Genomic DNA, 22,900 nt, shown 5'->3' on the forward strand with positions numbered 1-22,900 from the left:
GCAGGCACAGGGGAGGCCGTGGTCATGGTCGAGGACCAGGCGGTCACGGTATCCGCAGATGGCGCATCGGTCGTTCTGCCACTGCCGGAGAGCAGTCGGGGGGTCGGGGTCGGCGGGAACGACGGGTTCCGGCCACGTCCAGCATGCGGGGATTCCGGTCATGCGGCGTTTGTCGGTGGCGGTGATGTGGGGGGCTTTGGGGTTAGGGGCGGTAGGTGGCCCAGGTTTTGGGGGTTTCGGAGATGGAGACGGCGGTGAGTTCGGGGTAGTGGGACTTCCAGTGGTCGTAGATGTAGAGGGCCAGGTTTTCGGCGGAGGGGGTGGTGGTGGGGGGGAGGGCTTCGTTGAGGTGTTGGTGATCCAGGGTTTTGTCCAGCCAGAGTTTGAAGGGGTCCAGGTCTCGGTAGTCGCGGACGAAGCCGTGGGGGCCCAGGGACTCTCGGGGGGCGGAGAGTTCTAGGCGGACGATGTAGTTGTGGCCGTGTATGCGGGCGCAGGGGTGCCACTCGGGGAGGGTGGACAGGACGTGGCTGGCCGAGAAGTGGAATTCCTTGGTGATGGTCAGCATCGCGTCGTCGTCCTTCTCACGGGGTGGTGAACGGGTCGTCGCCGAGGATCCGGCGGTTCAGCGGAACCCGGCGGCAGAACGCCGTGCGCAGGTCGGGATCGACCAGGTTGCCTATCTTGCGGGCCAGCTCGGTCCGCGCCCGCTCCAGCAGGCCCGGCGCGGCCGCGTCCGCCGCGTGGTGGGCGGCCTCGGCCGCGTGGAACAGGACCTCCTCCGTGCGCAGCGCCGGCAGGTCGCCGTGCTCGTCCAGGACCCGCACGGCCTCCTCGGCGTGGTCCAGGGCCAGCACCGGATCGCCGCGCCGCAACTGGACCCGGGCCCGCAGGATCAGCGCGGCGATGCGGCTGCGCACCATGTTCGTCCGGCCCGTCTCCCGGTAGGTGCCGAGCGCAAGCCGGTCCGCGTGGTCCAGGTCGTGGCCCGCGGTCAGGAGGACCTCCGCGTAGAGGTTCCGCACGATCGGGACGAGGTTGAGGAGCCAGGTCCGTTCTGTCTCGGCCCATGCCTCCTCGATGAGTTCGAGCGCGCGGACCGGATCCGTGTCGGCGAGCAGCGAGGCGAGCAGCGCCGTGTTGTAGGCGTGCCAGCCGCTGTCGCCGCCCCTGCGGGCCTCGAAGGCGCGGGCCTCGGTGAGGGTGGCCAGGCAGTCCGCGTCGAGCCCCAGGGCGCGCTGGACCTGCGCCAGGTAGTTGAGCGCGATCGGCAGCTCGACCTTGAGCGGTTCGTCGCGCAGCCGGTCGACGCAGGCGGTGAGCCGCCGCAGCGCCTCTTCGAGGTAGCCGCTGTCGAAGAGGCTGATGCCGAGCTGCATCTCACCGAGGTTGCGGATGTGCTGGAGGACGGGGTCGCCCGCGAGCCTCTCGGGCGCCTCCAGGTAGATCCGCTCGGCCTCGCGCAGCTCCCGCAGCCCCTCGGCGAGGTTGATCTTGGAGACCTGGCGGCCGTACTCGACCTTCGCGATGAACAGCGACACCTGGTCGGGCGCGGCGCGGACGGCGGCCCGCAGCTTCTCCAGCGACGGCAGCAGCCCCTCGGTGACGAGCAGTGTCTTGCCGCGCAGCAGCAGGCTCCGGACGATCAGGGCGGGGTCGCCGGTCCTGGCGGCGGCGGCCTCGGCCGTCGCGGCGAGCCCGTCGATGTCGTGCGGCGGCCCGGCCTGGACGTGTTTGCCGCGCCAGCGCTCCTCGGTGAGCGACAGCCGCAGCTCGATCGCCTCGAACAGCTCGCGGTCCCGTCCGGCGAGGGCCTCGATCGCGTGGGTGAGGTGCCTTTCGGCGACGACGGCCGACATGCCCTCCAGCGCGGCGGAGCGGGCGAGGGCGAGGTAGGCGCGGCCCGCCTCGACGCGCCGGGACGGGCCCGCGTTGTACAGGTGCCGCGCGATCTCGACGGACCGGATCATCGAGCCGGTGCCGAACTCGCCGAGCGCGTCGGCGACCCGCCCGTGCCGCTCGTAGCGCTGCCCGCGGCTCTGCAGCTCGTAGACGCTCTGGCCGAGCGCGTGGTGCTGGAACATGTAGCTGTCGACGCCGGGCGCCCAGTCGAGGCCGTCGTAGGGGAGGATCAGCCGGTAGCCGTCGGCGATGGCGCGGAGCCGCTCCATGACGAGGTCGTGCGGTTCGCGGGCGACCTTCGCGACGACGGGCGAGAGGAACACAGGCCCTTCGACGGCGGCGACGTGGATGAGCTTGCGGTCCAGCTCGGACAGGTGTGAGAGCAGGCGTTCGGCGAGCTTGCGCATGGAGACGGGCAGGTCGGCGGGCGGGAGGCCGGGCCGCCAGTCGGCGAGGAACGCCTCGATGAACCCGGCGTGGCCGCTGGTGCGGACGGTGAGGACGCGGGCGACGTCCGGGCCGGCCTCGGGATGCCGGTGCCTGACGAGTTCGGCCACCGCGTCCTCGGGCAGCCCGCCCAGGTTGCGCCGTTCGAGGAACCGCGCCCCCACCCAGGCGTCGAGGAGGCCGGTGATCTGCGGGTCGGCTCCCGGCCCGGTGGTGTGGCTGATGACGAGGTCGAGGGCGAGGTCGTCGTCGCGGGTGCGCAGGAGGCAGTCGAGGACGTGCAGGCTGTCGGGGTCGAGGTGCTGGACGTCGTCGATCACGAGGAGGACGGGCGGGCCCTGGCGGATGAGGTCCGTGATGCCGCCGGCGATCTGGGAGACCGACGCCTGCTGGAACGTCATGAGGCTGTCCAGGGGCGCGGAGCCGGAGCGGACGGCGGCCTGGGTGACGGCCTGGCCGATCCTGAAGGCGGCGCCCACCGGGGGCAGGAGCAGCGAGAGGACCTCGGGCGCGGACCGGCGGACCGCCTCTCCGGTGAGGTTCAGGACCCTGCGCCTTCGGTTCGGCTGTTCCGCCAGTTCGTGGACGAGGTCCGCGATCGCCTTGTAAGGCAGTCGGGACGCCACGACGGGCGGGTATTGCATGAAGACGACGCGGCGGCCTCCGTCGGCGCGGCTGCGCTCGGTGAACTCGGCGAGGAGCCGTGACTTGCCCGCGCCGGGATCGCCCTCGACGAGGACGCCTCCGTCGGCCCGGCCGAGTAGCGCCTCCATGTCTTCGATCCGGTCGACGAACACGGCAGCCACACGACCCCCAGGGAGCATTGACCAATGGTGATCCCACTGTAAGAAGCGCGCCCTTAAAGATCTACCTCTTGTCCCGATGAGGCACACCACTGCGGCGGTGTACTGGAGCGATTTGACGGATTTGGTACTCGGTTCCGGAAAAATCTCGTATCAAGTGGTTTGTGGCTTCATTTCGGGTTATCAACCTGACGAGCACGACACACGCATGACGGTGCTCGACCGTCGTGCCCTTGATATCGGGGAGGTGCCTATGGCTAAGCCCGAAGAACGCAAGGACGGCGTGCGGAAGGTCGAGGCCGAGAGCAAGCCAGCACAGGGTGAACCCACACAGGAGGAACCCGAGACAGGAGCCACCGCACAGGTCGTCGAGGAGCAGGAGGAGTTCTACAACCTGCCCCGGGCGCACTTCCCCGACGGACGGGGGAATCCGCACGGGAGGCTGTCGTCGTGGATCGTGGTGATCACGGCGATCGTGGCGCTCGTCGTCGGAGCCGTCGCGTTCGTGATGAACGCCTGGGTCGTGGTCTGGGTGTGCGCGGTGATCGCCGTGCTGTGCTTCCCGGCCGGGCTGGCGGTGCGGATCATGGACGACACCGTGAGCTGGGGCGCGCCCACGCCCGGCAGCATCCCGCGCGGGCAGATCATCAGGGGCGCCAACCGCGTCCACGCCAGGGACGAGGCCGACTACCGCGAGGCCCAGACCGCTGAGAAGGCCGAGAAGGCCGAGAAGGCCGAGCGGATCCGGCAGCGCCACTGAGGCCGCGGACGGGCCCGGCGAGGGCCCGTCGCGCCGCTCAGAGGCGCACGGAGTCGCCCGGGGACAGCCGGGTGTACTCGGCCGCCACCAGGTTCCCCATGATCGTGTCGGTGACCGTGACGCCGACGTCGCTGAGCAGCGCGTCGTGAATGGGATGGACCCGGACGGGCCCGACGGCGTTGGCGAAGTCCGCGGCCTCACCGAGCTTGAGCCAGGGCGCGCTCACCGGCGCGAGAAGGGTGGAGACCGGCTCATCCGGGACGGTGAGCGCGTCACCCGGATGGAAGACCCCGTTCACGAGGTATCCGACGTTCTCGATCACCGGGATGGACGGGTGGATCACCGCGTGGCGCTCCCCCACGACCCTGATCGCAAGGCCCGCCTCCTCAAGGACGTCCCCGTGCCTGACCTCGGTGAACGGTAGGCCGTCCAGGGGCTCGGCGAGCGAAGGAGGCCCGTAGATGGGCAGTCCCGGCCGCCGCGCGCGCAGGTCGCGGAGCGCGTCGGGCCGCAGGTGGTCGAAGTGCACGTGGGTGATGAGCACGGCGTCGACGTCCTGGAGCGGCGCGTCGCCGGAGAACGCGCCGGGGTCGATGACGACGCGGCCTCCGGCGGTCTCGAACCGGACGCAGGCGTGCGGGAACTTCTCCATCTTCATGCCTTTTATCATCGCGAATTGAGTACTTCAGCGGATGCGCGGCCCTGGCGTATGCCCGGATGATGGCGATATGGACCCCTCGTCGCCCCCGTCCCCCTGCCCGTACTGCGGGCTCCCCGTGCCGACGCCCCTGCCGGACCGCTGCCGTCGCTGCAAGGCGCCCCTCACCGGGCCCGCCGCAGAGGAGCTCGCCGGGATCCACGCGGAGATCGCCGCCCTGGACGCCGAGGCCGCGCCGCTCCAGCAGCGGCTCGCCGCCCTCGCCGCGCGGCGGAACGACCTGTGGGCGCGCCGGATCAGGCTCGTCAACGCCTCCGCCGGGCGCCGTCCGGAGCTGGGGCGGCGCAGCGCGCGGGACATCCTGCTGCTCGTCGGCGTCGGCCTGCTCACCCTCGCCGCCCTGATCTTCACCGCGGTGAGCTGGGAGACCCTCGGCGTGTGGGGGCGCGCCGCGGTGCTCACCACGCTCATGGCCGGGGCGCTCGCGCTGCCGTGGCCGCTGGCTCGGCGGGGCCTCGGGGGCACCGCCGAGTCGGTGGGCGCGGTGGGCCTCGGGCTCGTCGTGATGGAGTGCTACGCGGTCTACACGCTGAACGACGGGTGGGACGAGAGGTGGTCGGCGGTCGTGGGGGCGGTCGTCGTCACGCTCGTCTGGACGGCCTATGGGTGGCGGGCGCCCTTGCGCGTCCCGTCTGCGGCGGCGGTCTTCGCCGCGCAGTTCCCGCTGCCGCTCGTGGCGCACGCCCTCGATGGGGGTCCTTTCGTCTACACGGCCACGTTCCTGGGCAGCGCGGCGCTCACGCTGCTCGTCCTTCTGCGGGACGTGCCCGTGTGGGTGCGGCGGGTCGCGCTCGCGGCGGGCGCCTTCTCGTTCTTCGTGTCGCCGCTCTTCCTGACCCTGGCCTGGGTGGACGAGGACGGCTTCCGCGACGCGTTCCGCCTGCTCGTCTTCACCGGGACGGCCGCCGCGCTCGCCGCGCTGTGGACGGTCCGCGCAAGCCGGTTCTTCGCCTGGCCCGCCGCGCTCGTCGCCGTGCTCGCCACGGCGCTGCCGCTGTCGGTGGTGGTGCCGGACTGGGCGGTGCCCGCCGCGGTCGCCGTGGGCGCGCTGCCGCCGCTGGCGCTCGCGCACCTGCGGGCGCACGCGCGCGCCCTGGGCGTCACCGTGCCCAGGCCCGCCCGCAAGGCCCTGAACGCCGCGCCACGGGCCCGGCTGGCGTTCCAGGTGGTCCCGTGGCTGTTCGCCGGGACGGCGGGCCTCATCGCGGCCGTGGACGTCGTCCCGTCGCTGCTGTCCCGGCACGAGATCGCCGCCGACTGGTCGCCGGGCGTGCTCGGCGTGCTGGCCGCCGCCTTCGCCGTCGCGCGGCTGCCGCTGCCCGCGCTGGCGGGCGCGGGCGCGGCGCTGGCGGCGGTCCCCTCGGCCGCCGGGTTCGCCGAGACGCCGACGCTCGTGTGGTTCGCCGCCCTGTACCTGGCGTTCCTGGTCCGGGCGTTCCTGAGCCGTGGAAGCCTCCCGGTGGAGGCGGTGTCCGCGGTGGCGGCCGGGTGGGTCGTCACCGAGCAGGCGACGGGGCCCGGCTACGGCCTGCCTGCGGCGGCGGGTGTGTTCCTCACCCTGACGGTCGCCTCGGCGACGGCCAGGTCCGTGCCCGGCAGGATCGTCGCCGGAGTGGGTGCCGCGCTCTGGTCGGGGGTCACCGCCCACCACGCGTTCGCTTTCGCCGAGTGGGACGCGCCCGTGGAGGGGCTCACCCTTCCCGTCGCTGTCGGAGCCCTTCTTCTGGGGATCGTCTGGCGGGCTTCGCTTCCGTCGTCCTGGCTGGCCTACGGGCCCGCGCTCGCCCTTGGGCTGCTCCCGACCCTCGGCGTCATCGTCAGCCTCGACGACACGGGGCTGACCCGTCCGCTGCTGCTGGGCGCGGCCTCGCTCGCCGTCCTGGTCCTCGGGATAAGGCTCAGGCTCCAGGCCCCGGCCGTGGTTGGCGCGGTCGTCCTCGTCCTGGACGCCCTGCACCAGGCGGCCCCGTACGCGGTCGAGATCTGGGAGACCGTGCCGCAGTGGATCCCGATCGGGGCGGCCGGGCTGCTTCTCCTCGTGCTGGGCGCCACCTACGAGCGGCACATGGCCAACGCGCGCAGGCTGCGCGCCACGCTTGCGGCCATGGCCTAGGACGGCCGGGGCACCGCCTTCAGCACCGGCAGGGGGTCGTGCTCCTTGCCGGTGCCGCCGCACATCCGGCACGGCTCGTCCACCCGGATCCAGCCGACCGTCCCGTCGGCCTCCCGGCGCGGCATCTCCGGCCGCCACCAGCCGGTGCCCAGGCAGAACCGGCAGGGCAGGTCGGCGCCGTCGCACCAGCGGCACGGGTCGTTCCCACAGCGGTCCGGGATCACCGGCACCGCCCGGTGCCGTCGCAGACATGGCAGTTCTCGACGCTGTCCACCCAGGTCACGGTGCCGTCCTCGGCGCGCCGGGGACGCTGGTAGGTGACCTTCCCGCTGCCCGCGCAGTGCCCGCAGGGCGGCGGTTCCGACTCCCTGGCCAACGGCCACACCCCCTGCTCACGACGGGTCACGACGGCCACCGACCAGCATGACGGCCGGTGGCCCGCCGCGTCCACCGGCCTGGGACAATGGCCGATCGTGTACGCACTGCTGTTCTCCCTGGTCCTGCGCCGCATCGACGCCGAGCACGTCCACCACCTGACGCTGCGGCTGCTGCGCGTCCTGCAGGCGGTGCCGGGCCTGGCCCCGCTGGTGCGGCGTGTCCTGGGCCCCAAGGGCCCGCCGGTGCGCGCGCTCGGCCTCGATTTCCCGGGCCCGCTCGGCCTCGCCGCCGGCTTCGACAAGGACGCCGTCGCCTACGAGGCGCTGGGCGCGTTCGGCTTCTCCCACGTCGAGGTCGGGACGCTCACCGGCGAGCCGCAGCGGGGCAACCCGCCCAAGCGGCTGTTCCGGCTCGTCGCCGACCGCGCGGTGATCAACCGGATGGGGTTCAACAACGGCGGCGCCGCGGCCGCCGCGCCCCGGCTGCGCCGCCCCAGGACGGCGATCGTCGGGGTGAACATCGGCAAGACCAAGGTCGTGCCGGAGGCAGAGGCGGAGGCGGACTACGTCAAGTCCACCCGGCTGCTCGCCCCGCTGGCCGACTACCTCGTGGTGAACGTCAGCTCGCCCAACACGCCCGGCCTACGCGACCTCCAGGCGGTGGACAAGCTGCGTCCGCTGCTTACGGCCGTCAAGGAGGCCAAGGGCGCCACCCCGCTGCTCGTCAAGATCGCCCCCGACCTGGCCGACGCCGACGTGGACGCCGTCGCCGACCTCGCGCTCGACCTCGGACTCGACGGGATCATCGCGACGAACACCACGATCTCCCGCGAGGGCCTGCACAGCGACCCGGCGCTGACTGCCGAGACGGGCGGATTGTCCGGCGCGCCACTGAAAGCCCGATCCGTCGAGGTGCTGCGCCGCCTCAAGGCGCGGACGGGCGACAGCCTCACGCTCATCTCGGTCGGCGGTGTGGAGACCGCCGACGACGTCCGGGAGCGGCTCGCCGCCGGCGCGACCCTCGTCCAGGCGTACACCGGGATGATCTACGGCGGCCCGCTGTGGGTCTGGAAGATCAACCGGGAGCTGCGCCGCACCCCCTAGCCCGCCACCTCAAAGAACCCGTCCGCGACGAGCTCCGGCAGCACCGCGTCGGCGTGCGCCCGGACGGCGTCCTCGTCGGCCCCGGTGAGCTGCGCGATCGCGCCGAGCAGCGGGTCGAGCGGCACGGAGCCGTCGCAGACGCCCGCCAGCGCCGCCTCGGTCGTGCCGACCCCGCTGGCCCGCCGCAGCCCCGACGTCTGGCGCAGCACGATCCGCTCGGGGTCCTCGGCGCCGGGCCGCCCGATCTGCTCCTGCACGACGCCCTCGGCCGTCCGCAGCACACCGAAGGGACGGTCGGCCGCCGCGATCCCGTCGAGCACCCGCTCGACGTAGGCCCCGACGGGCTGGTCCACCGCGTGCCGCAGCTCCTCGACCCGGACCGAGCCGCCGCCCTCGCGCAGCGTGATCCAGCCGAACCCGATACCGGTGACGCGCTCACGCTCGAAGTACGCGAGCCAGGCGTCGTACCGCGCGCGGTACGCGGCCGTGCCCGCCTCGACCGAGTCGCGCAGCCACAGTTCGACGTACTCGGCCGGGTCCTGCACGTCCCGTTGGACGACCCAGCCGTCGCAGCCGGTGATCCAGTCGGCGACCCGCTCGTCCCACGGTTCGCCCTCGACGTGCAGCCAGTTCGCCAGCAGATGGCACCAGCCGCCCTCAGTGAGGTGCCGGGGTGCTTCGGCCACGAGGCGGCGGCATACGTCGTCGCCCGGCAGGCCGGACTCGCGGTACGGGTGACGCCCGTCCGGCGAGATGACAAAGGGCGGATTCGAGACGATCAGGTCATACCGTTCGGGCACCGGCGCGAACAGCGAGCCGAGCCGCAGTTCCGCGTCCGTCCCGGACAGGCCGAGGCTGAGCCGGGCGAGGTCGAGGGCGCGCGGGTTGGTGTCGGTCGCGGTGATCCGCCGCGCCCTGTCGCCGAGCAGCAGCGCCTGCACGCCCGAGCCCGTCCCGAGGTCGAGCGCGCTGTCCACAGCCCTGTGGACGACGAGACGGGCGAGGCTGTACGACGCGCCGCCCACCCCCACCACATGGTCGGGACGGGGCGGGGCGTCACCGGGCCGCGCCTTCAGATCCGAGACAGCGTAACGCGTCTCCCCAGGCCACTCCAGGGGTTCGACGTGCAGGAGCGGCACAAGCCGACCCCCTTCACGCCGGGCTAGGCCGATCCCCTCCAACTCGACGGAAGGCAACCCGTCCTCCGGCACGGACTCCTGAAGCCACAGAAGGCGGGTCAACGCGGAGAGCGCCGAAGCGTCCTCACGCAGGACACGCAGCGCGGGCACCACCTGGTCACGGGCGAGCGCCGCCCCGGCCACCGGGCCCAGCAGCTCCCGCACCCCGTCGACGGTGTATCCGGACTCCTCAAAACAGGCACGCACGGTCTTCAACACCCGTCCATCCTGCCGGACGCACGGGCCTATGATCTGCGTCATGGACCCGCGGCGGATCCTGCGTTCCCGCAGGGTGTGGATCAGCGCGATCGCCGTCCTCGCCGTCGTCGTCCTCACCCCCACCGCGTGGGCGCGGCTGAGCGCGCTCGGCCGGATCAGCGACGTCGAGGGCGCGCCGGAGCGCGACGTGGCGCTCGTGCTCGGCGCGGGCCTGTGGTCCGACGGCTCGCCCACCCCGTTCCTCGCCGGACGCCTCGACCGGGCGGCCGAGCTGTACCGGCGCGGCAAGGTCAAGGTGCTGCTGGTCAGCGGCGACAACGGCAGGACGGCCTATGACGAGCCCACCGCGATGCGCGCGTACCTCGTCGCGCGCGGCGTCCCGGTCGGCGCGGTCGTGCTCGACCACGCGGGCTTCGACACCTGGGACTCCTGTGTCAGGGCACGGCGGATCTTCGGCGTGACGAGCGCCGTGGTGGTCAGCCAGTACTTCCACCTGCCCCGAGCCGTCGCCCTGTGCCGCCGCGCCGGGATCGACGCGCACGGCGTCGGGCACAGCCCGCCGCATCGGGAGCCCAACCTGTACGGCTATGTCCGGGAGGTGCCCGCCACGGTCAAGGCGATGGGCGACGTGCTCCTCAACCGGGACCCGAGGTTCCTCGGACCCCGTGAGCGGGGAGTCGACGACGCGCTCGCGAGAAGTCCAGGGCAGCCTTGAGGCCATCGACCGCGCGGGGGCGGCCGATGGCGCAGGCCGTCAGCTCGCTGAGCTGTCCTTGGGCTGGTAGTCCGCGTAGTCCGCGTACTTGTCGACCAACTCGTCTTCGTAGGAGTCGTCGATCTCCGCGGGCTGCGCGGGGGATACTCCCAGCTCCTCCGAAAGGCGGTCGAGGTCAGTGTGGCCGCCGTTGTACTTCAGCTGGCGAGCGACCTTTACCTGCTTGGCCTTAGCTCGGCCTCGCCCCATTGGCTCGACCCCCTTGATGGTCAGGGCTTCTACTGGCCCCATCGCTACGCTTACGCACACGCGCTGACACGTCTGAGCCGTGCGTCAGCTACGGGTACAACCGTACCCGTTTTACACGCGGCTCGGTACGTGTCCAGACGGTGGCGCCTGCCTTTGCCGTGGTGGGAGCCAGTCTAAGGGCACTCGGATACCGCCCTGACCTGCGGCGAGGGCGGCGCGAGCGATCGTTTGACAACTCAGGGTTACTTCAGCCAGATACCCCGCAGCCGCCCGACTTCGGACATTCGGCGTTCGGCGAGCCGGTCCGCCGCCTCGGCGGGCGTCACCCCTTCCGCCTCGGCGGACGCGAAGATCTCGCGGGTCGTGTCGAAGATCCGCTCGGCCCGGCCGCGGGCCCGCTCCATCGAGAAGCCGTGCACCTCGTCCGCGACCTGGATCACACCTCCGGCGTTGACCACGTAGTCCGGCGCGTACAGCACGCCGCGTTCGGCGAGCGCCTTCTCGATGCCGGGATGGGCGAGCTGGTTGTTGGCGCCGCCGCACACGATCGCGGCGGACAGGGTGGCGGTGACCTCGTCGGTGAGCGCGTGCCCGAGGGCGCACGGCGCGTACACGTCGATCCCCGAGCCCAGCAGCGTCGCGGTGTCCGGCGCGACGACGGTGCCGGGGTGCCGCGCGGCGACCCGGGCCGCGGCGACCTCGTCGACGTCCCGGACGACGAGTTCGGCGCCGTCGGCGGCGAGCAGTTCGGCGAGCCGGTGCCCGACCTTGCCGACGCCCTCGATGCCGACCCGGCGGCCCGCGAGGGTCGGTTGGCCCCAGACGCGCTCGGCGGCGGCGCGCATCCCCTGGAAGACGCCGAACGCGGTGAGGATCGAGGAGTCTCCCGCCCCGCCCTGCGCGACCGTCCTTCCGGTGACGTAGGTGGACTCGCGGGCGACGTGATCCATGTCCGGGCTGTAGGTGCCGACGTCGCACGCGGTGACGTACCGGCCGCCCAGGCTCTGCACAAAGCGGCCGTAGGCGCGTAGCAGCGCCTCGCTCTTGTCCGTCCCGGGGTCGCCGATGATGACGGCCTTGCCGCCGCCGTGGTCGAGCCCGGCCATGGCGTTCTTGTAGGTCATGCCGCGGGACAGTTCCAGGACGTCGGCGAGCGCGTCGGCCTCGGAGGCGTACGGGAAGAAGCGGGTGCCGCCGAGCGACGGGCCGAGCGCGGTGGAGTGGATCGCGATGATCGCGCGCAGGCCGCTCGCTTCGTCAGCGCAGAAGACGACCTGCTCATGCCCCCGGAACTCGTGCCCCTGGAAAACGGTCACAGGCCCAGCCTAAGACCGTGCGGGGACTCCCCTGACCATGAAGGCCCCCGGAACGGCACGGAGCCTGCCGGTTCACGGACCCCGACGCGCCGGACATCCCCCGCCATGAGGGCACTCAGCGCCCGGCTACGGCGTTTCCCGGCTTTTTTCATCATCAACACACGACCGCCGCCGCCCGGCGCCGGAGGACGCCTTTCGGGGCCGGACGGGCGCGGAAGCGCCTCCACCGGCTGATCGCGGGCGTTGTCGGCGTTCCGGTCGGAGCTCCCCGCGCGCGGGCAAGAAGGGCAAAGTACCGGTAAAAACCCCTGCTCAGCGCGTCGTCCGTGGATGCCGGTCACGGTTTGCGACGGCCGGGTCAGGACAAACTCCCGCAGAAAGTTCTCGATTCCGCACGCCATGGCACCATACGTGTCGCTAGAATCACTCAGCGTAACCCAGTCATCACGAACACGCAGATTTGAGCCCAGGGGCTTGCTTACTGCGGTGAGTGATGGCAAGGTTACACCTTGTGATGTCATAGTGGCTCGTTCCGGGCCATAGGGGACATCGGTAACCCGCGCGAAAACCAGATCGCAGGATCGGCTGCCAGACGGTCCACGGAGGAGAGGCCGCACCATGTCAGCACGTACACCAGAGGCAGAGCCCTTGCTGACCCCGGCAGAGGTGGCGACGATGTTCCGGGTCGACCCCAAGACGGTCACGCGGTGGGCGAAGGCCGGCAAGCTGACGTCCATCCGGACCCTGGGTGGGCACCGGCGTTACCGCGAAGCCGAGGTCCGCGCGCTGCTTGCGGGCATTCCGCAGCAGCGCTCGGAGTAGACGTCAGCGCCGGGCCATCTACCGATGGTCCACCCTCAGGCCGCCGAGCCGCCCCGCGGGGCCTCGGCGGCCTTTGTGTCGTCACTCTCCGCGTCCGCGTCGTCACCTGATCGTGCGCCCTGCTCCTGGGCCATCCGCGCCAGCACCTCGGCCAGAGCCGCGTCGGACTGGGCGGCCTGCGCGAGCATGAGCACGATCTGGTCGACCAGAAGGGCCTCCAGCTGTGGCCGGGGAAGGTCGCGGTGCTCCAGCCAGTCGAGCGCCGCCGTCTCCACCGCCGCCATCCACATGCGCAGCGTGACGCGCAGGACGGGCCGCGGCGGGCCGTCGGAGATCTCCCGGGTGATCCGGTCGAGCAGCAGCGCCCTGGTGCCCTCGATGATCGCGCCGACCTCGCCCGAGCCCGGCAGCGCGCCGCCGCGCACCATCGCCAGATAGCCGGGCGCATGGTCCTCGACGAACTGGAAGTACCGGCACAGCGACAGCCGCAGCCGCTCCAGGGACGTGCCCTCGGTGGGCGCCTCCAGCAGGGTGTCCAGCTTGCCCGCGGCACTGCGCAGCGCGGCGAGGTAGAGCTCCTGCTTGCCGCCGAAGTAGTGGTAGACGAGCGCCCGCGACGCCCCCGCCGCGGCCGCCACGTCGTCGATGGAGACCTCTTCGGGCGGGCGGCGGCTGAAGAGTTCGAGCGCCGTCTCGATCAGCTCGTCACGGCGCGCGTCGACGCTGAGCCGTCGGCGGACCCTTCTGTCCCGGCCCGCGGGTGCCGTCTGTTCTGCCGCATCCACCACGAACGAAGCGTATCCGAGCCGACGCGCCACGCTCGACCGCTGCTCGGAGCCCGACCGACGGTATTTCGGACACCCGATCACGACCGTATAAACACCGCCGTTACATGGAGTTACGGGGCCGTTTGGCGCAGACCGGCTCCAGCATGGCATCTTCTTCCCTGTGAAGTAACTGCGATGGCGGCAGGCCCTGCTTTTCTCCCCCCGACAGGAGAGCCATGTCAGCTGAAGAGAAAGCGCCGCGGCCCGACGCGGCGGTTCCCCGGCAGTCGTCGAGCAAGCCGACGATCCGCAACGTCGCCGAGCGCGCCGGCGTCTCCAAGTCGCTGGTCTCCCTCGTCATGCGCGGATCCCCGCACGTCAGCGAGCGGCGCCGCCAGGCGGTGCTGAAGGCCGCGCGGGAGCTCGGATACCGGCCCAACGCGGTGGCGCGCAGCCTCGTGGAGGGCCGCACCCGGCTCATCGGCGCCCTGGTGGCCGACCTGCACAACCCGTTCTTCGCCGAGACCCTGGACGGACTCCAGGAGAGCCTGCACGGCGAGGGGCTGCGGATGCTCGTCGGCTCCGGCCGCTGGGACCCGTTGTTCGAGGCCGAGGCGGTCGAGGCGTTCCTGGAGATGCGCGTGGACGGCCTCGTGCTGCTCAGCGTCGTCCCGGACTCGCTCAAGGAGGCGGCGGCGGCCGTGCCCGTCGTGGTGGTCGGCGAGCGGGACGTGGAGGGTGTGGACATCGTCGTGGACGACGACGAGCTCGGCGCGAGCCTGGCCGTGGACCACCTCGTCGGCCACGGGCACCGCAGGATCGCGCACATCGAGGGGTCGCCGTCCGGCACCGCCCGTTACCGGCGGGCCGGCTACGAGGCGGCGATGGGCAGGCACGGCCTCGCCGACCAGATCATCGTCGAGCCCGGCGACTTCACCGAGGACGGCGGCCACCGCGCCGCCCGCGCCCTGCTGGACCGCGCCGACCGGCCCACCGCGATCTTCTGCCCCAACGACCTCGTCGCGACGGGCGCGCTGTCGGCCGCCGACGAACTGGGCCTGCGGGTGCCGGAGGACGTCTCGATCATCGGGTACGACAACACGCATCTCGCGGCGATCCGCCACATCTCGCTCACCAGCGTGGACCAGCCCCGACGGGACATGGGCCGGGTGGCCGCGTCCCTGCTGTGCTCCCGGATCGAGGACGCCGCCCGTCCCGTCCGCCAGGAACTCGTGCTGCCGCACCTGGTGGTCCGCACGACAACAGGCCCCGTCCCGGTCGGCTGACACCTGGCTGACACCCCGGCGAAGCGGCCGTCCTCCGGGCCAAGGCGAACACCTCCCGGTGGAGATCTTTCCGGGGCGGGGTAAGGGACTGTCCAACTCTGGCTTGAGTGGCTGGCCGCGACGGTCGGCGTGCCCGTTGGATGGTGCCCGTTCGGGACGACGGTTCCAGGGGGGTACATCCGTGCGTGATCCGGAGTTGGTTTCCTGCGCCCAGCGCGCGGCGAGTGAGCTGGAGCGTGCCTGGCAGCGCTGGCGGCACGCCCACGGCATGGCCGAGGGCCCGGCGCCGGAGTCGGTCGCCAGCTACGTCGCGCACTCCATCGACCATCCGTGGGGCAGGCCGCGCGTCGTGCTCGGCCTGGACGCCGAGGAGGCGCGGGCGCTGGCGGCGCTGCTCGGCCGGGAGGACGCGGTCGCCTGAGGGGGGTGGGAGGGGTGTTCGCGGACCGCCCGCCCCTCCTCCGTCGTTTCCCCATAGACTGGGTCGGTTCATAACGAACCGATCACGGGGAGTCGATCTTGGGTACGGGACGCAGGGCACTGGCTGCCGTCACCGCGGCGGGCGCGATGTGCCTCACCGCCTGCGGTACCGGCGGCGAGGGTGCCGTGAAGGCGGCTCCGCCGACCGTGAACGGCGCGGAGCAGCCGACCACGCCCGCCGCGCGGCCGGGCGATCCGGTGCGCGGCAAGACCATCGTGCTCGACCCGGGCCACAACGGCGGTCCGGTGAGCGGCAGGCAGGTCTTTGTGGGCAACGGCTACAAGGCGTGCGACACGTCGGGCACCTCGACGAACGCCGGGTACACCGAGCACGCGTTCACCTGGGACGTCGCCAAACGCACCCAGAAGCTGCTGGAGCGGCGCGGCGCGAACGTCTACCTCACCCGGCAGGACGACAAGAGCTCGGGCCCCTGCGTGGATGAGCGGGCCAAGTTCGGCAACGACAAGAACGCGGGCGCGGTGATCTCCATCCACGCCGACGGGGCCGCCCCGAACGGCCATGGCTTCCACGTCATCGCGCCGAAGGCGGTGCCGGGCTACAACGAGAAGATCGTGAAGCCGTCGCTGCGGCTGGCCAAGGACGTCAGGGCGTCCTACCGGCAGGTGACGGGCATGCCGTACTCGACGTACACGGGCGGCGGGCAGGGCCTGACGATCCGGGACGACCTGGGCGGCCTCAACCTGTCGACGGTCCCGAAGGTCTTTGTGGAGACCGGCAACATGCGCAACAAGGGCGACGCGGCGAAGCTGAGCGATCCGAAGTTCCGGCAGAAGATCGCCGTCTCGCTGGCCGACGGCCTGAACACGTTCTTCAAGCAGTAGGCCGCCTCAGGCGAGGACGGCGTTGCCCGAGCCCTCGGTGATCTCGCCGAGCACCCAGGCGGGCAGCCCGCGTGCGGCGCACAGGGCGAGCGCCGCGTCGGCGGCCTCGGCCGGGACGATCGCGGCCATGCCGACGCCCAGGTTGAACGTCCGGTCCAGGTCGGCGGGGGCGACCTGGCCGTAGCGGGCTAGGATCTGGAAGATCGGCGGCACCGTCCAGGAGTCGCGGCGCAGGGCGGCGTCCACGGTGGGCGGCAGCGAGCGGGCCAGGTTGGCGGCGAGCCCGCCGCCGGTGATGTGCGCGAACGCGTGCACGAGGCCCGCCCCCGCCAGCGCCAGGCAGTCCAGCGCGTAGATCCGGGTGGGGGTGAGCAGTTCCTCCCCGACCGTCCCGGCCAGCTCGGCGGGGGTGGCCTCCAGCGTCAGGGACGACTCGCGCAGGATGTGCCGGACGAGGGAGTACCCGTTGGAGTGGATGCCGGAGGACGCCATCGCGATGACGACGTCGCCGGGCACGACCCTGTCCGGACCGAGCAGCGCGTCGGCCTCCACAACGCCCGTGGCGGCCCCCGCGACGTCGAACTCGTCGGGTTCCAGCAGGCCGGGGTGTTCGGCCGTCTCGCCGCCGACCAGGGCCGTCCCGGCCAGCACGCAGGCGTCGGCGATGCCCCCGACGATCTCGGCGATCCGCTCGGGCACGACCTTGCCGCAGGCGATGTAGTCGGTCATGAACAGCGGCTCGGCCCCGCAGACGGCCAGGTCGTCCACGACCATGCCGACGAGGTCGTGGCCGATGGTGTCGTAGCGGCCGAGGCGGCGGGCGAGGTCGACCTTGGTGCCCACGCCGTCGGTGGAGGTCGCCAGGAGCGGCCTGCGGTACTTCAGGAGCGCGGAGGCGTCGAACAGCCCGGCGAAGCCGCTGGCGTCGTCCACGCACTCGGGGCGGCGCGACCGCGCGACCCGCGACTTCATCAGCTCGACGGCCCGCTCCCCTGCGGCGATGTCGACTCCGGCGGCCTCGTACGTGCTCAACTGCGGTCCTTAGATCGGGGTTCGTATCGGGTTCGGCCGGGGGGCTGACGCGCGACGGCCGCCGCGCCCCAGCGCGACGGCCTACCGGAGACGGCTACTGCGCGACGACTTCGAGGACGTGCTTGCCGCGCGCGGACTCCTCGACGGGGATCGGGTAGACCCCGTCGAAGCACGCCCTGCACAGCCTGTCCTTGGGCTGCTCGGTGGCCTGGACGAGCCCTTCGAGGGAGATGTAGCCGAGGGAGTCGGCGCCCAGGGAGGCGCGCACCTCCTCGACGTTGAGGTTGCCCGCGATGAGTTCGGCGCGGGTGGCGAAGTCGATGCCGTAGAAGCAGGGCCAGCGCACCGGCGGGCTGGAGATCCGCACGTGCACCTCGGCGGCCCCGGCCTCGCGCAGCATCCTGACGATGGCCCGCTGGGTGTTGCCGCGCACGATCGAGTCGTCCACCACGACGAGGCGCTTGCCCGCGATGGCCTCGCGCAGCGGGTTCAGCTTGAGCCTGATGCCGAGCTGCCTGATCGTCTGGGACGGCTGGATGAACGTCCTGCCGACGTAGGAGTTCTTGACGAAGCCCTGCCCGTAGGGGATGCCGGACGCTTCGGCGTACCCGATCGCGGCGGGGGTGCCGGACTCGGGCGTGGGGATCACCAGGTCGGCCTCGACCGGGTGCTCCTTGGCCAGCAGGCGGCCGACCTCGACCCGGGTGGCCTGCACGGACCGTCCGGCGATGGTGGTGTCGGGGCGGGCCACGTAGACGTACTCGAAGACGCAGCCCTTGGGCCGGGGCTCGGCGAACCGCTCCGAGCGCAGCCCGTCGGCGTCGACCGCGATGATCTCGCCGGGCTCGACCTCGCGGACGAACTGGGCGCCGATGATGTCCAGGCCGGCCGTCTCGGAGGCGACGGCCCAGCCGCGCTCCAGGCGGCCCAGGACGAGCGGGCGGATGCCCTCGGGGTCGCGCGCCGCGTACAGGGTCTGCTCGTCCATGAAGACGAGCGAGAAGGCGCCGCGGGTGTGCGGGAGGATCTCGTGCGCCGCGGCCATCGGGCCGCCCTCGCGGGTGGCCAGGAGCGCGGTGAGGACCTCGGTGTCGGTGGTGGCGGTCAGCTCGCCGGGGGCGAGCCGGGCGGCCAGCTCGGGGGTGTTGATCAGGTTGCCGTTGTGCGCCAGCGCCAGCGAGCCGCTGTCGGTGGACCGGAAGGTCGGCTGGGCGTTCTCCCAGGTGGGGGAGCCGGTGGTGGAGTAGCGGCAGTGGCCGAGCGCCATGTGGCCGCGCAGGGTGGACAGGACGGACTCGTCGAAGACCTGGGAGACCAGGCCCATGTCCTTGAACACGACGATGCGGGCGCCGTCGCTCACGGCGATCCCCGCGGACTCCTGGCCCCGGTGCTGGAGCGCGTAGAGGCCGTAGTAGGCGAGCTTGCTGACTTCGGCGGTGGCCGCGGCGTCCGGGGGCACCCAGACGCCGAAGACGCCGCAGGCGTCCTGCGGACCTTTGTCGGAGGGATCGAGCTCATGGCTCAGACGTCCATCGGCGCGGCGCGACATGAAAGCCAGTTTAGGGTCTGTGAGCAGATGCTTTTTAAGCGACCCTTGCATGGCGATTCGGCTGCCCCCGCGCCTCAAGGGGAAACCTGTGCCTATGACGTCGCCCGGCCCCCACAGCGCTTTCGGCGCCCCTCCGCACGGCCTCGGCCGCACCGCCCTCGTGCTGGGCGCCCTCGGGCTGCTGACCTTCTGGATGTGCGGTCTCGGCATGCTCCTGGCGCTGGCCGGGATCGGCTGGGGTGTGGCGGCCGTCACGCGGCGTCAGGGGAGGGGTTTCGGCTATGCCGGAATAGCGCTTTCCCTCACCGCGCTCGCGGTGGCGTCGGCGGCGCTCGTGTGGTTCGGGAGGCAGGCCGCCGATTGCAGCGGGCGCTACCAGTCGAGCTTCGAGCGGTCCACCTGCCTGGACGCCCGGTTCCCGCTCCTCAAGGCGCACCGGGTGGGAGCAGCGGGAGCAGGCCGCTGAGGTCGGCCCTGGTGCCGGTGGCGTGGACGCTGCCGTCCGCGACGGCCTCGGCCCAGCCCGTCGCGCCGGTGGCGAGCCGGACGAAGGTGCGCGCGTCGGTCTCGACGACGTTGGGCGGGGTGCCTCGGGTGTGCCGGACGCCCTCGACGCATTGCACCGCCGCGTAGGGCGGAATCCTGACTTCTACCGATTTACCTGGTGCTTTCTCGGTCAAAAGGCCAAGAAGATACTTCACGGTAGCCTTCTCCACCCCGCGTCCCGGACTGGCACCCTCGGCGTACGCCGCCAACGTCCGCGCGAGGGCCTCCGCACCCTCGGCGCCGCCAGCAAAGTTCCCGACAACTCCCCCATTCACGCGGACGACGTTACACGCGGCCTCGCGGACCGGTAGAAATATGCCGGTTAGGTCGATCTTTCGAGGTGTTGACGATGTCCGACGTCCTGCCGCTGCAACCCGGAGATCCCGGTCGGCTCGGCGACCACGTCCTGGAAGGGCGGCTCGGTGAGGGCCGCCGTGGTGTGGTCTTCCGCGGCGTCGCCGACGGCCCGCCCGTCGCCGTCAAGCTGCTGCACACCCGGCTCGGCGGCGATCCCGGCGCGCGCGCCGAGTTCCTGCGCGAGACGCTGGCGGCGCGCGGCGTGACGGGGTCGCGGATCGCGCGGCCGCTCGCCGCCGACGTGGCGGGTGACTGGCCCTACGTGGTGAGCGAGCTCGTCGCGGGGCCGTCGCTCCAGCAGATGATCGTGTCGGCGGGGCGCGGCGACCGGGCGACGGTCGAACGGCTCGCCGTCGGGATCGCGCTGGGCCTGGCCGCCCTGCACAAGGCGGGCATCGCCCACCTCGACCTGAAGCCGTCGAACATCCTGATCACCGCCGAAGGGCCGGTGCTCACGGACATCGGGATAGCGCGCGCGCTCGCGGCGGGCGGCGTCCCGGCCGACCCGGGCGTGCCGTCCTTCCAGGCGCCCGAGCAGCTCACCGGCGCGGGTGTGGGGCCCGGCACCGACCTGTGGTCCTGGGCCGCGGTCATCGCCACCGCCGCCTCGGGCAAGCCGCCCTTCGGCGACGACAGGGCCGACACGGTGGCCACCCGGATCACCTCTTCCGAGCCGGAGCTGCACAAGCTGCCCGACTCCGTGCGCGACCTGGTGATCATGGGCCTGAGCAAGGACCCCTTCCGGCGGCCCACCGCCGACACCGTCCTGCAGACCCTGCTGCGGCGCGGCCTGGAACTGCCGCCCGCGCAGCTCGCGGAGGCCGAGGCGCTGCTCGCGGCGCCCGTCCCGGCCGACCCCTGGTCGTCGGTGCCGCCGCCGCAGCCCTCCACCGACGTCAGGACCGAGACGGGCTCCTTCGCGGCCATCCCCGCGATCCCCCCGCCCACCGACCCCTCGGTCGACCCGTTCGCCGGGCCGTACCTGCCGCCCGCCCCGGAGCGCGCCGAGTGGCCGGAGCCCGTCCCGGCGGCGCTTCCGGTGCCCGTCGCGACGGCGGCGCCCGCCGCGCCCGCCGCGCCGCAGGCGGCGACCGCCCTGTGGGAGCGGCCTCCCGCGCCGCCGCCCGCCAGCTCGTCCTCGGTGCCCGCCCCGGCGCGGGCTGCCGTCGCGCTGTTCGAGAACGGCCCGAGCAAGAAGGTCGGCGCACTCGCCCTCGTCTCCGTGGTCGGCATCGTCGTGCTGACGCTCGCGCTGGCCGGGCGCGGCGGGTCCGACGACAAGCCGGAGGCGCAGCACGGGTCGGCCGAGCCCGCGGCGCCGTCCGAGGCGTTCGAGGGCACCTGGGAGGGCATGGCGACCAACCAGTCCGGCGCCAGGTTCAGCATCCGCGTGACGTTCAACGGCGAAGGCAGGGCCACGACGAAGATCGGCGTGGGAGGCTGCGTAGGCAAACTCACCAAAACCGGTGGCGAGGGCAAGGCCATGACCATGGCGTTCAAGCGGACCGAGGGACAGTGCACCCCCGGAACCGTCACGATGACCGACAAGGGCGACGGCAGCCTTCAGTACCTGTGGGTGAAACCCGGAACCGACCGCCGTTACGAGGCGCTGCTCAAGCGCCCGTGATCTTCCGGTTCGTGACCATCACGTGATGTCTGGGTTTACTCTTTGCGGAACTGCCCCCCGATCCGCAGTGGGCGAGAGGAGACGAGTGTGACCCCCGTCCGGCGCAGGGCCGGGACCGCGCTGCTGGCGATCGGCGCCGCGCTCCTGCTGGCCGCCCCCTCCTCCGGGGTGCCCTCGGCGCTGCCGAACGATCCCGACAAGCTCAAGTCCCTCACCCAGCAGATGAACAAGCTGGACAAACAGCTGGGCGGTGAGCTTGAGGAGCTGAAGGGCATCCGCCTGGAGGCGCGCAAGGCGATCAAACGCCAGCAGGATCTCGCGGACGACCTGGAACGGTCGCGCACCGTCGTCACCCGCCTGGCCTCCAGCCAGTACATGGCGAGCGGCGTCGACCCGACCCTCGCGGTGCTGCAGACCGGCGACCCCGAGGAGATCCTCGGCGGCATGGCCATGGTCGAGCACCTCTCGACGAACGAGTCGAACCGGACGAACCAGATCCAGGAGCTGGTCGACAGGTACACCGAGGCGGCCAACGAGGCGAAGCTGAAGATCCAGAAGATGGAGGACACCATCGAGGATCTCAACAGCCGCAAGGACAAGATCCGCAAGCTCATCGCGAAGTACCAGCCGACCCCGATGGTCGGGAACACCGGCCTCACCGCACGGCTCGTCGCGCTGCGCACCGCGGTCCTCGACGAGTTCGGCGCGTTCCCCACGATCGGCTGCCTACGCCCCGGCGACCCGCAGGACCACGGGTCGGGCCGCGCCTGCGACTTCATGGAGAGCCTCGGCGGCCGGATGCCGACCGCCGACAGGGTCGCGCACGGCGACGCCGTCGCCGCCTTCGCCATCAAGAACGCGGCCAGGTACGGCGTGAAGTACGTGATCTGGCGGCAGCGGATCTACGACATGCGCAGGCCCGGCTGGGCCGCCATGCCGAACCGGGGCAGCATCACCCAGAACCACTACGACCACGTGCATATCTCGGTGTTCTAAGACATTCGGTGTTCTAGGCCCCTCGGTGCGCTGAGCGCCCCGCACGGCCCCTAACGCGAACGAGGGACCCTCCCGACCCGGGAGTGGTCCCTCGTGCCGTCCGCGGCGGGCTCAGGGCGTCACGGCGGCCCTGGCGGCCGCGGCGTGCGCCGCCCCGGCGAGCACCGCGCCGTGCGCGGCCGCCCAGCGCGCGACCGCGTCGCCGCCGTCCGGCTCGGCCGAGCTGACGACGGCGTAGACGGCCCGGGTCGGGACGCTCGCGCCCAACTCCACCAGCAGGGGCCGGAGCGTCGTCTCGGGGGCGAGCGCGTGGTGCGGGGAGCCGCCGGTCATCACGGGAACCGCGACCGTCCCGGCCAGGCCGTCCGTCGGGTACCTGTCGAGGAACGCCTTGAGCAGGCCCGTGTAGGCGGCCTTGTACGTCGGGGAGGCGACGATCACGAAGTCGCTGGAGGCCACCTCGGCGTTCAGCGCCGCGACCTCCTCGTCGGCCCAGTCGAACAGGCGGCCCGCGTGGTCCGCGAGGTCCACGACCCGGCGCTCGACCGGGCCCGCGACCGGCGCGACGGCGTCGGCCACCGCGTCGGCGACGGCCTCGGCCACCGCGAGCGTGCGCGACCGCGCCTTGGGATTTCCGACCAGGACTGTCACTCTCATCCGGCCATTATGCAGACTTTTCCGGTAGGAAAAGGGC

At 72.0% G+C, this 22,900-nt stretch carries 24 protein-coding genes; 11 read left to right on the forward strand and 13 right to left on the reverse strand.

Annotated features, from left to right (window positions below; translation table 11 throughout):
* Positions 1–202: 202 nt before the first annotated feature.
* Both LO762_RS24575 and LO762_RS24580 read right to left on the reverse strand, forming a co-directional pair.
* Complete coding sequence (locus LO762_RS24575; protein ID WP_230618373.1) at positions 203–568, reverse strand: 6-carboxytetrahydropterin synthase; 366 nt, start codon at positions 566–568, stop codon at positions 203–205.
* Positions 569–584: 16 nt separating this feature from the next.
* Positions 585–3,155, reverse strand: a complete 2,571-nt coding sequence (locus LO762_RS24580; RefSeq protein WP_230618374.1) for an AAA family ATPase — start codon at positions 3,153–3,155, stop codon at positions 585–587.
* 250 nt (positions 3,156–3,405) lie between these two features.
* On the opposite strand from LO762_RS24580, the gene LO762_RS24585 reads away from it, so the two are divergent.
* On the forward strand, positions 3,406–3,912 hold the full coding sequence (locus tag LO762_RS24585) for a hypothetical protein (RefSeq protein WP_230618375.1): 507 nt from the start codon (positions 3,406–3,408) through the stop codon (positions 3,910–3,912).
* A 37-nt stretch (positions 3,913–3,949) separates the two neighbouring features.
* Here the strand turns inward: LO762_RS24585 and LO762_RS24590 are convergent, their stop codons facing one another.
* Positions 3,950–4,570 (reverse strand): MBL fold metallo-hydrolase, encoded by a 621-nt coding sequence (locus LO762_RS24590; protein ID WP_230618376.1) that lies wholly within the window; start codon positions 4,568–4,570, stop codon positions 3,950–3,952.
* Between the two features lie 70 nt (positions 4,571–4,640).
* Here LO762_RS24590 and LO762_RS24595 point away from each other — a divergent pair, with 70 nt between their 5' ends.
* Positions 4,641–6,743: an SCO7613 C-terminal domain-containing membrane protein gene (locus tag LO762_RS24595; protein ID WP_230618377.1), complete on the forward strand. Its 2,103-nt coding sequence runs from the start codon at positions 4,641–4,643 to the stop codon at positions 6,741–6,743.
* On the opposite strand, the gene LO762_RS24600 is transcribed toward LO762_RS24595, so the two are convergent.
* Together LO762_RS24600 and LO762_RS24605 are read right to left on the reverse strand one after the other, a co-directional pair.
* The gene (locus tag LO762_RS24600) at positions 6,740–6,973 is read right to left on the reverse strand and encodes a hypothetical protein (protein WP_255687848.1); all 234 of its coding nucleotides are present in this window, start codon (positions 6,971–6,973) and stop codon (positions 6,740–6,742) included. The genes LO762_RS24595 and LO762_RS24600 overlap by 4 nt on opposite strands.
* The gene (locus tag LO762_RS24605; protein ID WP_230618378.1) at positions 6,964–7,149 is read right to left on the reverse strand and encodes a hypothetical protein; all 186 of its coding nucleotides are present in this window, start codon (positions 7,147–7,149) and stop codon (positions 6,964–6,966) included. The genes LO762_RS24600 and LO762_RS24605 overlap by 10 nt, the downstream gene beginning before the upstream one ends.
* A 64-nt stretch (positions 7,150–7,213) precedes the next feature.
* Between LO762_RS24605 and LO762_RS24610 the strand changes: the two genes are divergently transcribed.
* Positions 7,214–8,224: a quinone-dependent dihydroorotate dehydrogenase gene (locus LO762_RS24610; protein ID WP_230618459.1), complete on the forward strand. Its 1,011-nt coding sequence runs from the start codon at positions 7,214–7,216 to the stop codon at positions 8,222–8,224.
* Here the strand turns inward: LO762_RS24610 and LO762_RS24615 are convergent.
* Complete coding sequence (locus LO762_RS24615) at positions 8,221–9,663, reverse strand: methyltransferase (protein ID WP_374201592.1); 1,443 nt, start codon at positions 9,661–9,663, stop codon at positions 8,221–8,223. The two genes, LO762_RS24610 and LO762_RS24615, sit on opposite strands and share 4 nt — an antisense overlap.
* Here LO762_RS24615 and LO762_RS24620 point away from each other — a divergent pair.
* Positions 9,662–10,336, forward strand: coding sequence for a vancomycin high temperature exclusion protein (locus LO762_RS24620; protein ID WP_230618380.1), 675 nt, complete (start codon positions 9,662–9,664; stop codon positions 10,334–10,336). The genes LO762_RS24615 and LO762_RS24620 overlap by 2 nt on opposite strands.
* Before the next feature lie 39 nt (positions 10,337–10,375).
* Here LO762_RS24620 and LO762_RS24625 read toward each other — a convergent pair whose 3' ends face one another.
* Both LO762_RS24625 and LO762_RS33680 read right to left on the reverse strand, forming a co-directional pair.
* Positions 10,376–10,585 (reverse strand): DUF3073 domain-containing protein, encoded by a 210-nt coding sequence (locus LO762_RS24625; protein WP_230618460.1) that lies wholly within the window; start codon positions 10,583–10,585, stop codon positions 10,376–10,378.
* A gap of 242 nt (positions 10,586–10,827) precedes the next feature.
* The gene (locus LO762_RS33680) at positions 10,828–11,901 is read right to left on the reverse strand and encodes a Glu/Leu/Phe/Val dehydrogenase dimerization domain-containing protein (RefSeq protein WP_230618381.1); all 1,074 of its coding nucleotides are present in this window, start codon (positions 11,899–11,901) and stop codon (positions 10,828–10,830) included.
* 618 nt (positions 11,902–12,519) lie between these two features.
* On the opposite strand from LO762_RS33680, the gene bldC reads away from it, so the two are divergent.
* Positions 12,520–12,723: a developmental transcriptional regulator BldC gene (bldC, locus tag LO762_RS24635; RefSeq protein ID WP_012850682.1), complete on the forward strand. Its 204-nt coding sequence runs from the start codon at positions 12,520–12,522 to the stop codon at positions 12,721–12,723.
* Positions 12,724–12,758: 35 nt separating this feature from the next.
* Here bldC and LO762_RS24640 read toward each other — a convergent pair whose 3' ends face one another.
* Positions 12,759–13,511: a TetR/AcrR family transcriptional regulator gene (locus LO762_RS24640; protein ID WP_230618382.1), complete on the reverse strand. Its 753-nt coding sequence runs from the start codon at positions 13,509–13,511 to the stop codon at positions 12,759–12,761.
* 215 nt (positions 13,512–13,726) lie between these two features.
* Between LO762_RS24640 and LO762_RS24645 the strand changes: the two genes are divergently transcribed.
* From LO762_RS24645 to LO762_RS24655, 3 genes are all read left to right on the forward strand, one after another.
* Positions 13,727–14,776 (forward strand): LacI family DNA-binding transcriptional regulator, encoded by a 1,050-nt coding sequence (locus LO762_RS24645; RefSeq protein ID WP_230618383.1) that lies wholly within the window; start codon positions 13,727–13,729, stop codon positions 14,774–14,776.
* A 181-nt stretch (positions 14,777–14,957) separates the two neighbouring features.
* Positions 14,958–15,197, forward strand: coding sequence for a hypothetical protein (locus LO762_RS24650; protein WP_230618384.1), 240 nt, complete (start codon positions 14,958–14,960; stop codon positions 15,195–15,197).
* Positions 15,198–15,295: 98 nt separating this feature from the next.
* Complete coding sequence (locus tag LO762_RS24655; protein WP_230618385.1) at positions 15,296–16,099, forward strand: N-acetylmuramoyl-L-alanine amidase; 804 nt, start codon at positions 15,296–15,298, stop codon at positions 16,097–16,099.
* Between the two features lie 6 nt (positions 16,100–16,105).
* On the opposite strand, the gene purM is transcribed toward LO762_RS24655, so the two are convergent.
* Together purM and purF are read right to left on the reverse strand one after the other, a co-directional pair.
* Positions 16,106–17,131, reverse strand: a complete 1,026-nt coding sequence (purM, locus tag LO762_RS24660) for a phosphoribosylformylglycinamidine cyclo-ligase (protein ID WP_304523698.1) — start codon at positions 17,129–17,131, stop codon at positions 16,106–16,108.
* Between the two features lie 94 nt (positions 17,132–17,225).
* Positions 17,226–18,680, reverse strand: a complete 1,455-nt coding sequence (gene purF, locus LO762_RS24665) for an amidophosphoribosyltransferase (protein ID WP_230618386.1) — start codon at positions 18,678–18,680, stop codon at positions 17,226–17,228.
* A gap of 94 nt (positions 18,681–18,774) precedes the next feature.
* Here purF and LO762_RS24670 point away from each other — a divergent pair, with 94 nt between their 5' ends.
* Complete coding sequence (locus LO762_RS24670) at positions 18,775–19,146, forward strand: hypothetical protein (RefSeq protein WP_230618387.1); 372 nt, start codon at positions 18,775–18,777, stop codon at positions 19,144–19,146.
* On the opposite strand, the gene LO762_RS24675 is transcribed toward LO762_RS24670, so the two are convergent.
* Positions 19,106–19,381, reverse strand: a complete 276-nt coding sequence (locus tag LO762_RS24675; RefSeq protein WP_308104493.1) for a sterol carrier family protein — start codon at positions 19,379–19,381, stop codon at positions 19,106–19,108. The two genes, LO762_RS24670 and LO762_RS24675, sit on opposite strands and share 41 nt — an antisense overlap.
* Before the next feature lie 194 nt (positions 19,382–19,575).
* Between LO762_RS24675 and LO762_RS24680 the strand changes: the two genes are divergently transcribed.
* Positions 19,576–21,210 carry a serine/threonine-protein kinase gene (locus tag LO762_RS24680; RefSeq protein WP_230618388.1) on the forward strand — a complete coding sequence of 545 codons (1,635 nt, stop codon included), beginning with the start codon at positions 19,576–19,578 and terminating at the stop codon, positions 21,208–21,210.
* Between the two features lie 87 nt (positions 21,211–21,297).
* On the forward strand, positions 21,298–22,206 hold the full coding sequence (locus LO762_RS24685; protein ID WP_230618389.1) for a hypothetical protein: 909 nt from the start codon (positions 21,298–21,300) through the stop codon (positions 22,204–22,206).
* 111 nt (positions 22,207–22,317) lie between these two features.
* On the opposite strand, the gene LO762_RS24690 is transcribed toward LO762_RS24685, so the two are convergent.
* On the reverse strand, positions 22,318–22,863 hold the full coding sequence (locus LO762_RS24690) for an NAD(P)H-dependent oxidoreductase (protein WP_230618390.1): 546 nt from the start codon (positions 22,861–22,863) through the stop codon (positions 22,318–22,320).
* Positions 22,864–22,900 lie beyond the last annotated feature (37 nt).

Origin of the sequence: Actinocorallia sp. API 0066, from assembly GCF_020991275.1 — a bacterium.
GTDB lineage: Bacteria > Actinomycetota > Actinomycetes > Streptosporangiales > Streptosporangiaceae > Actinocorallia.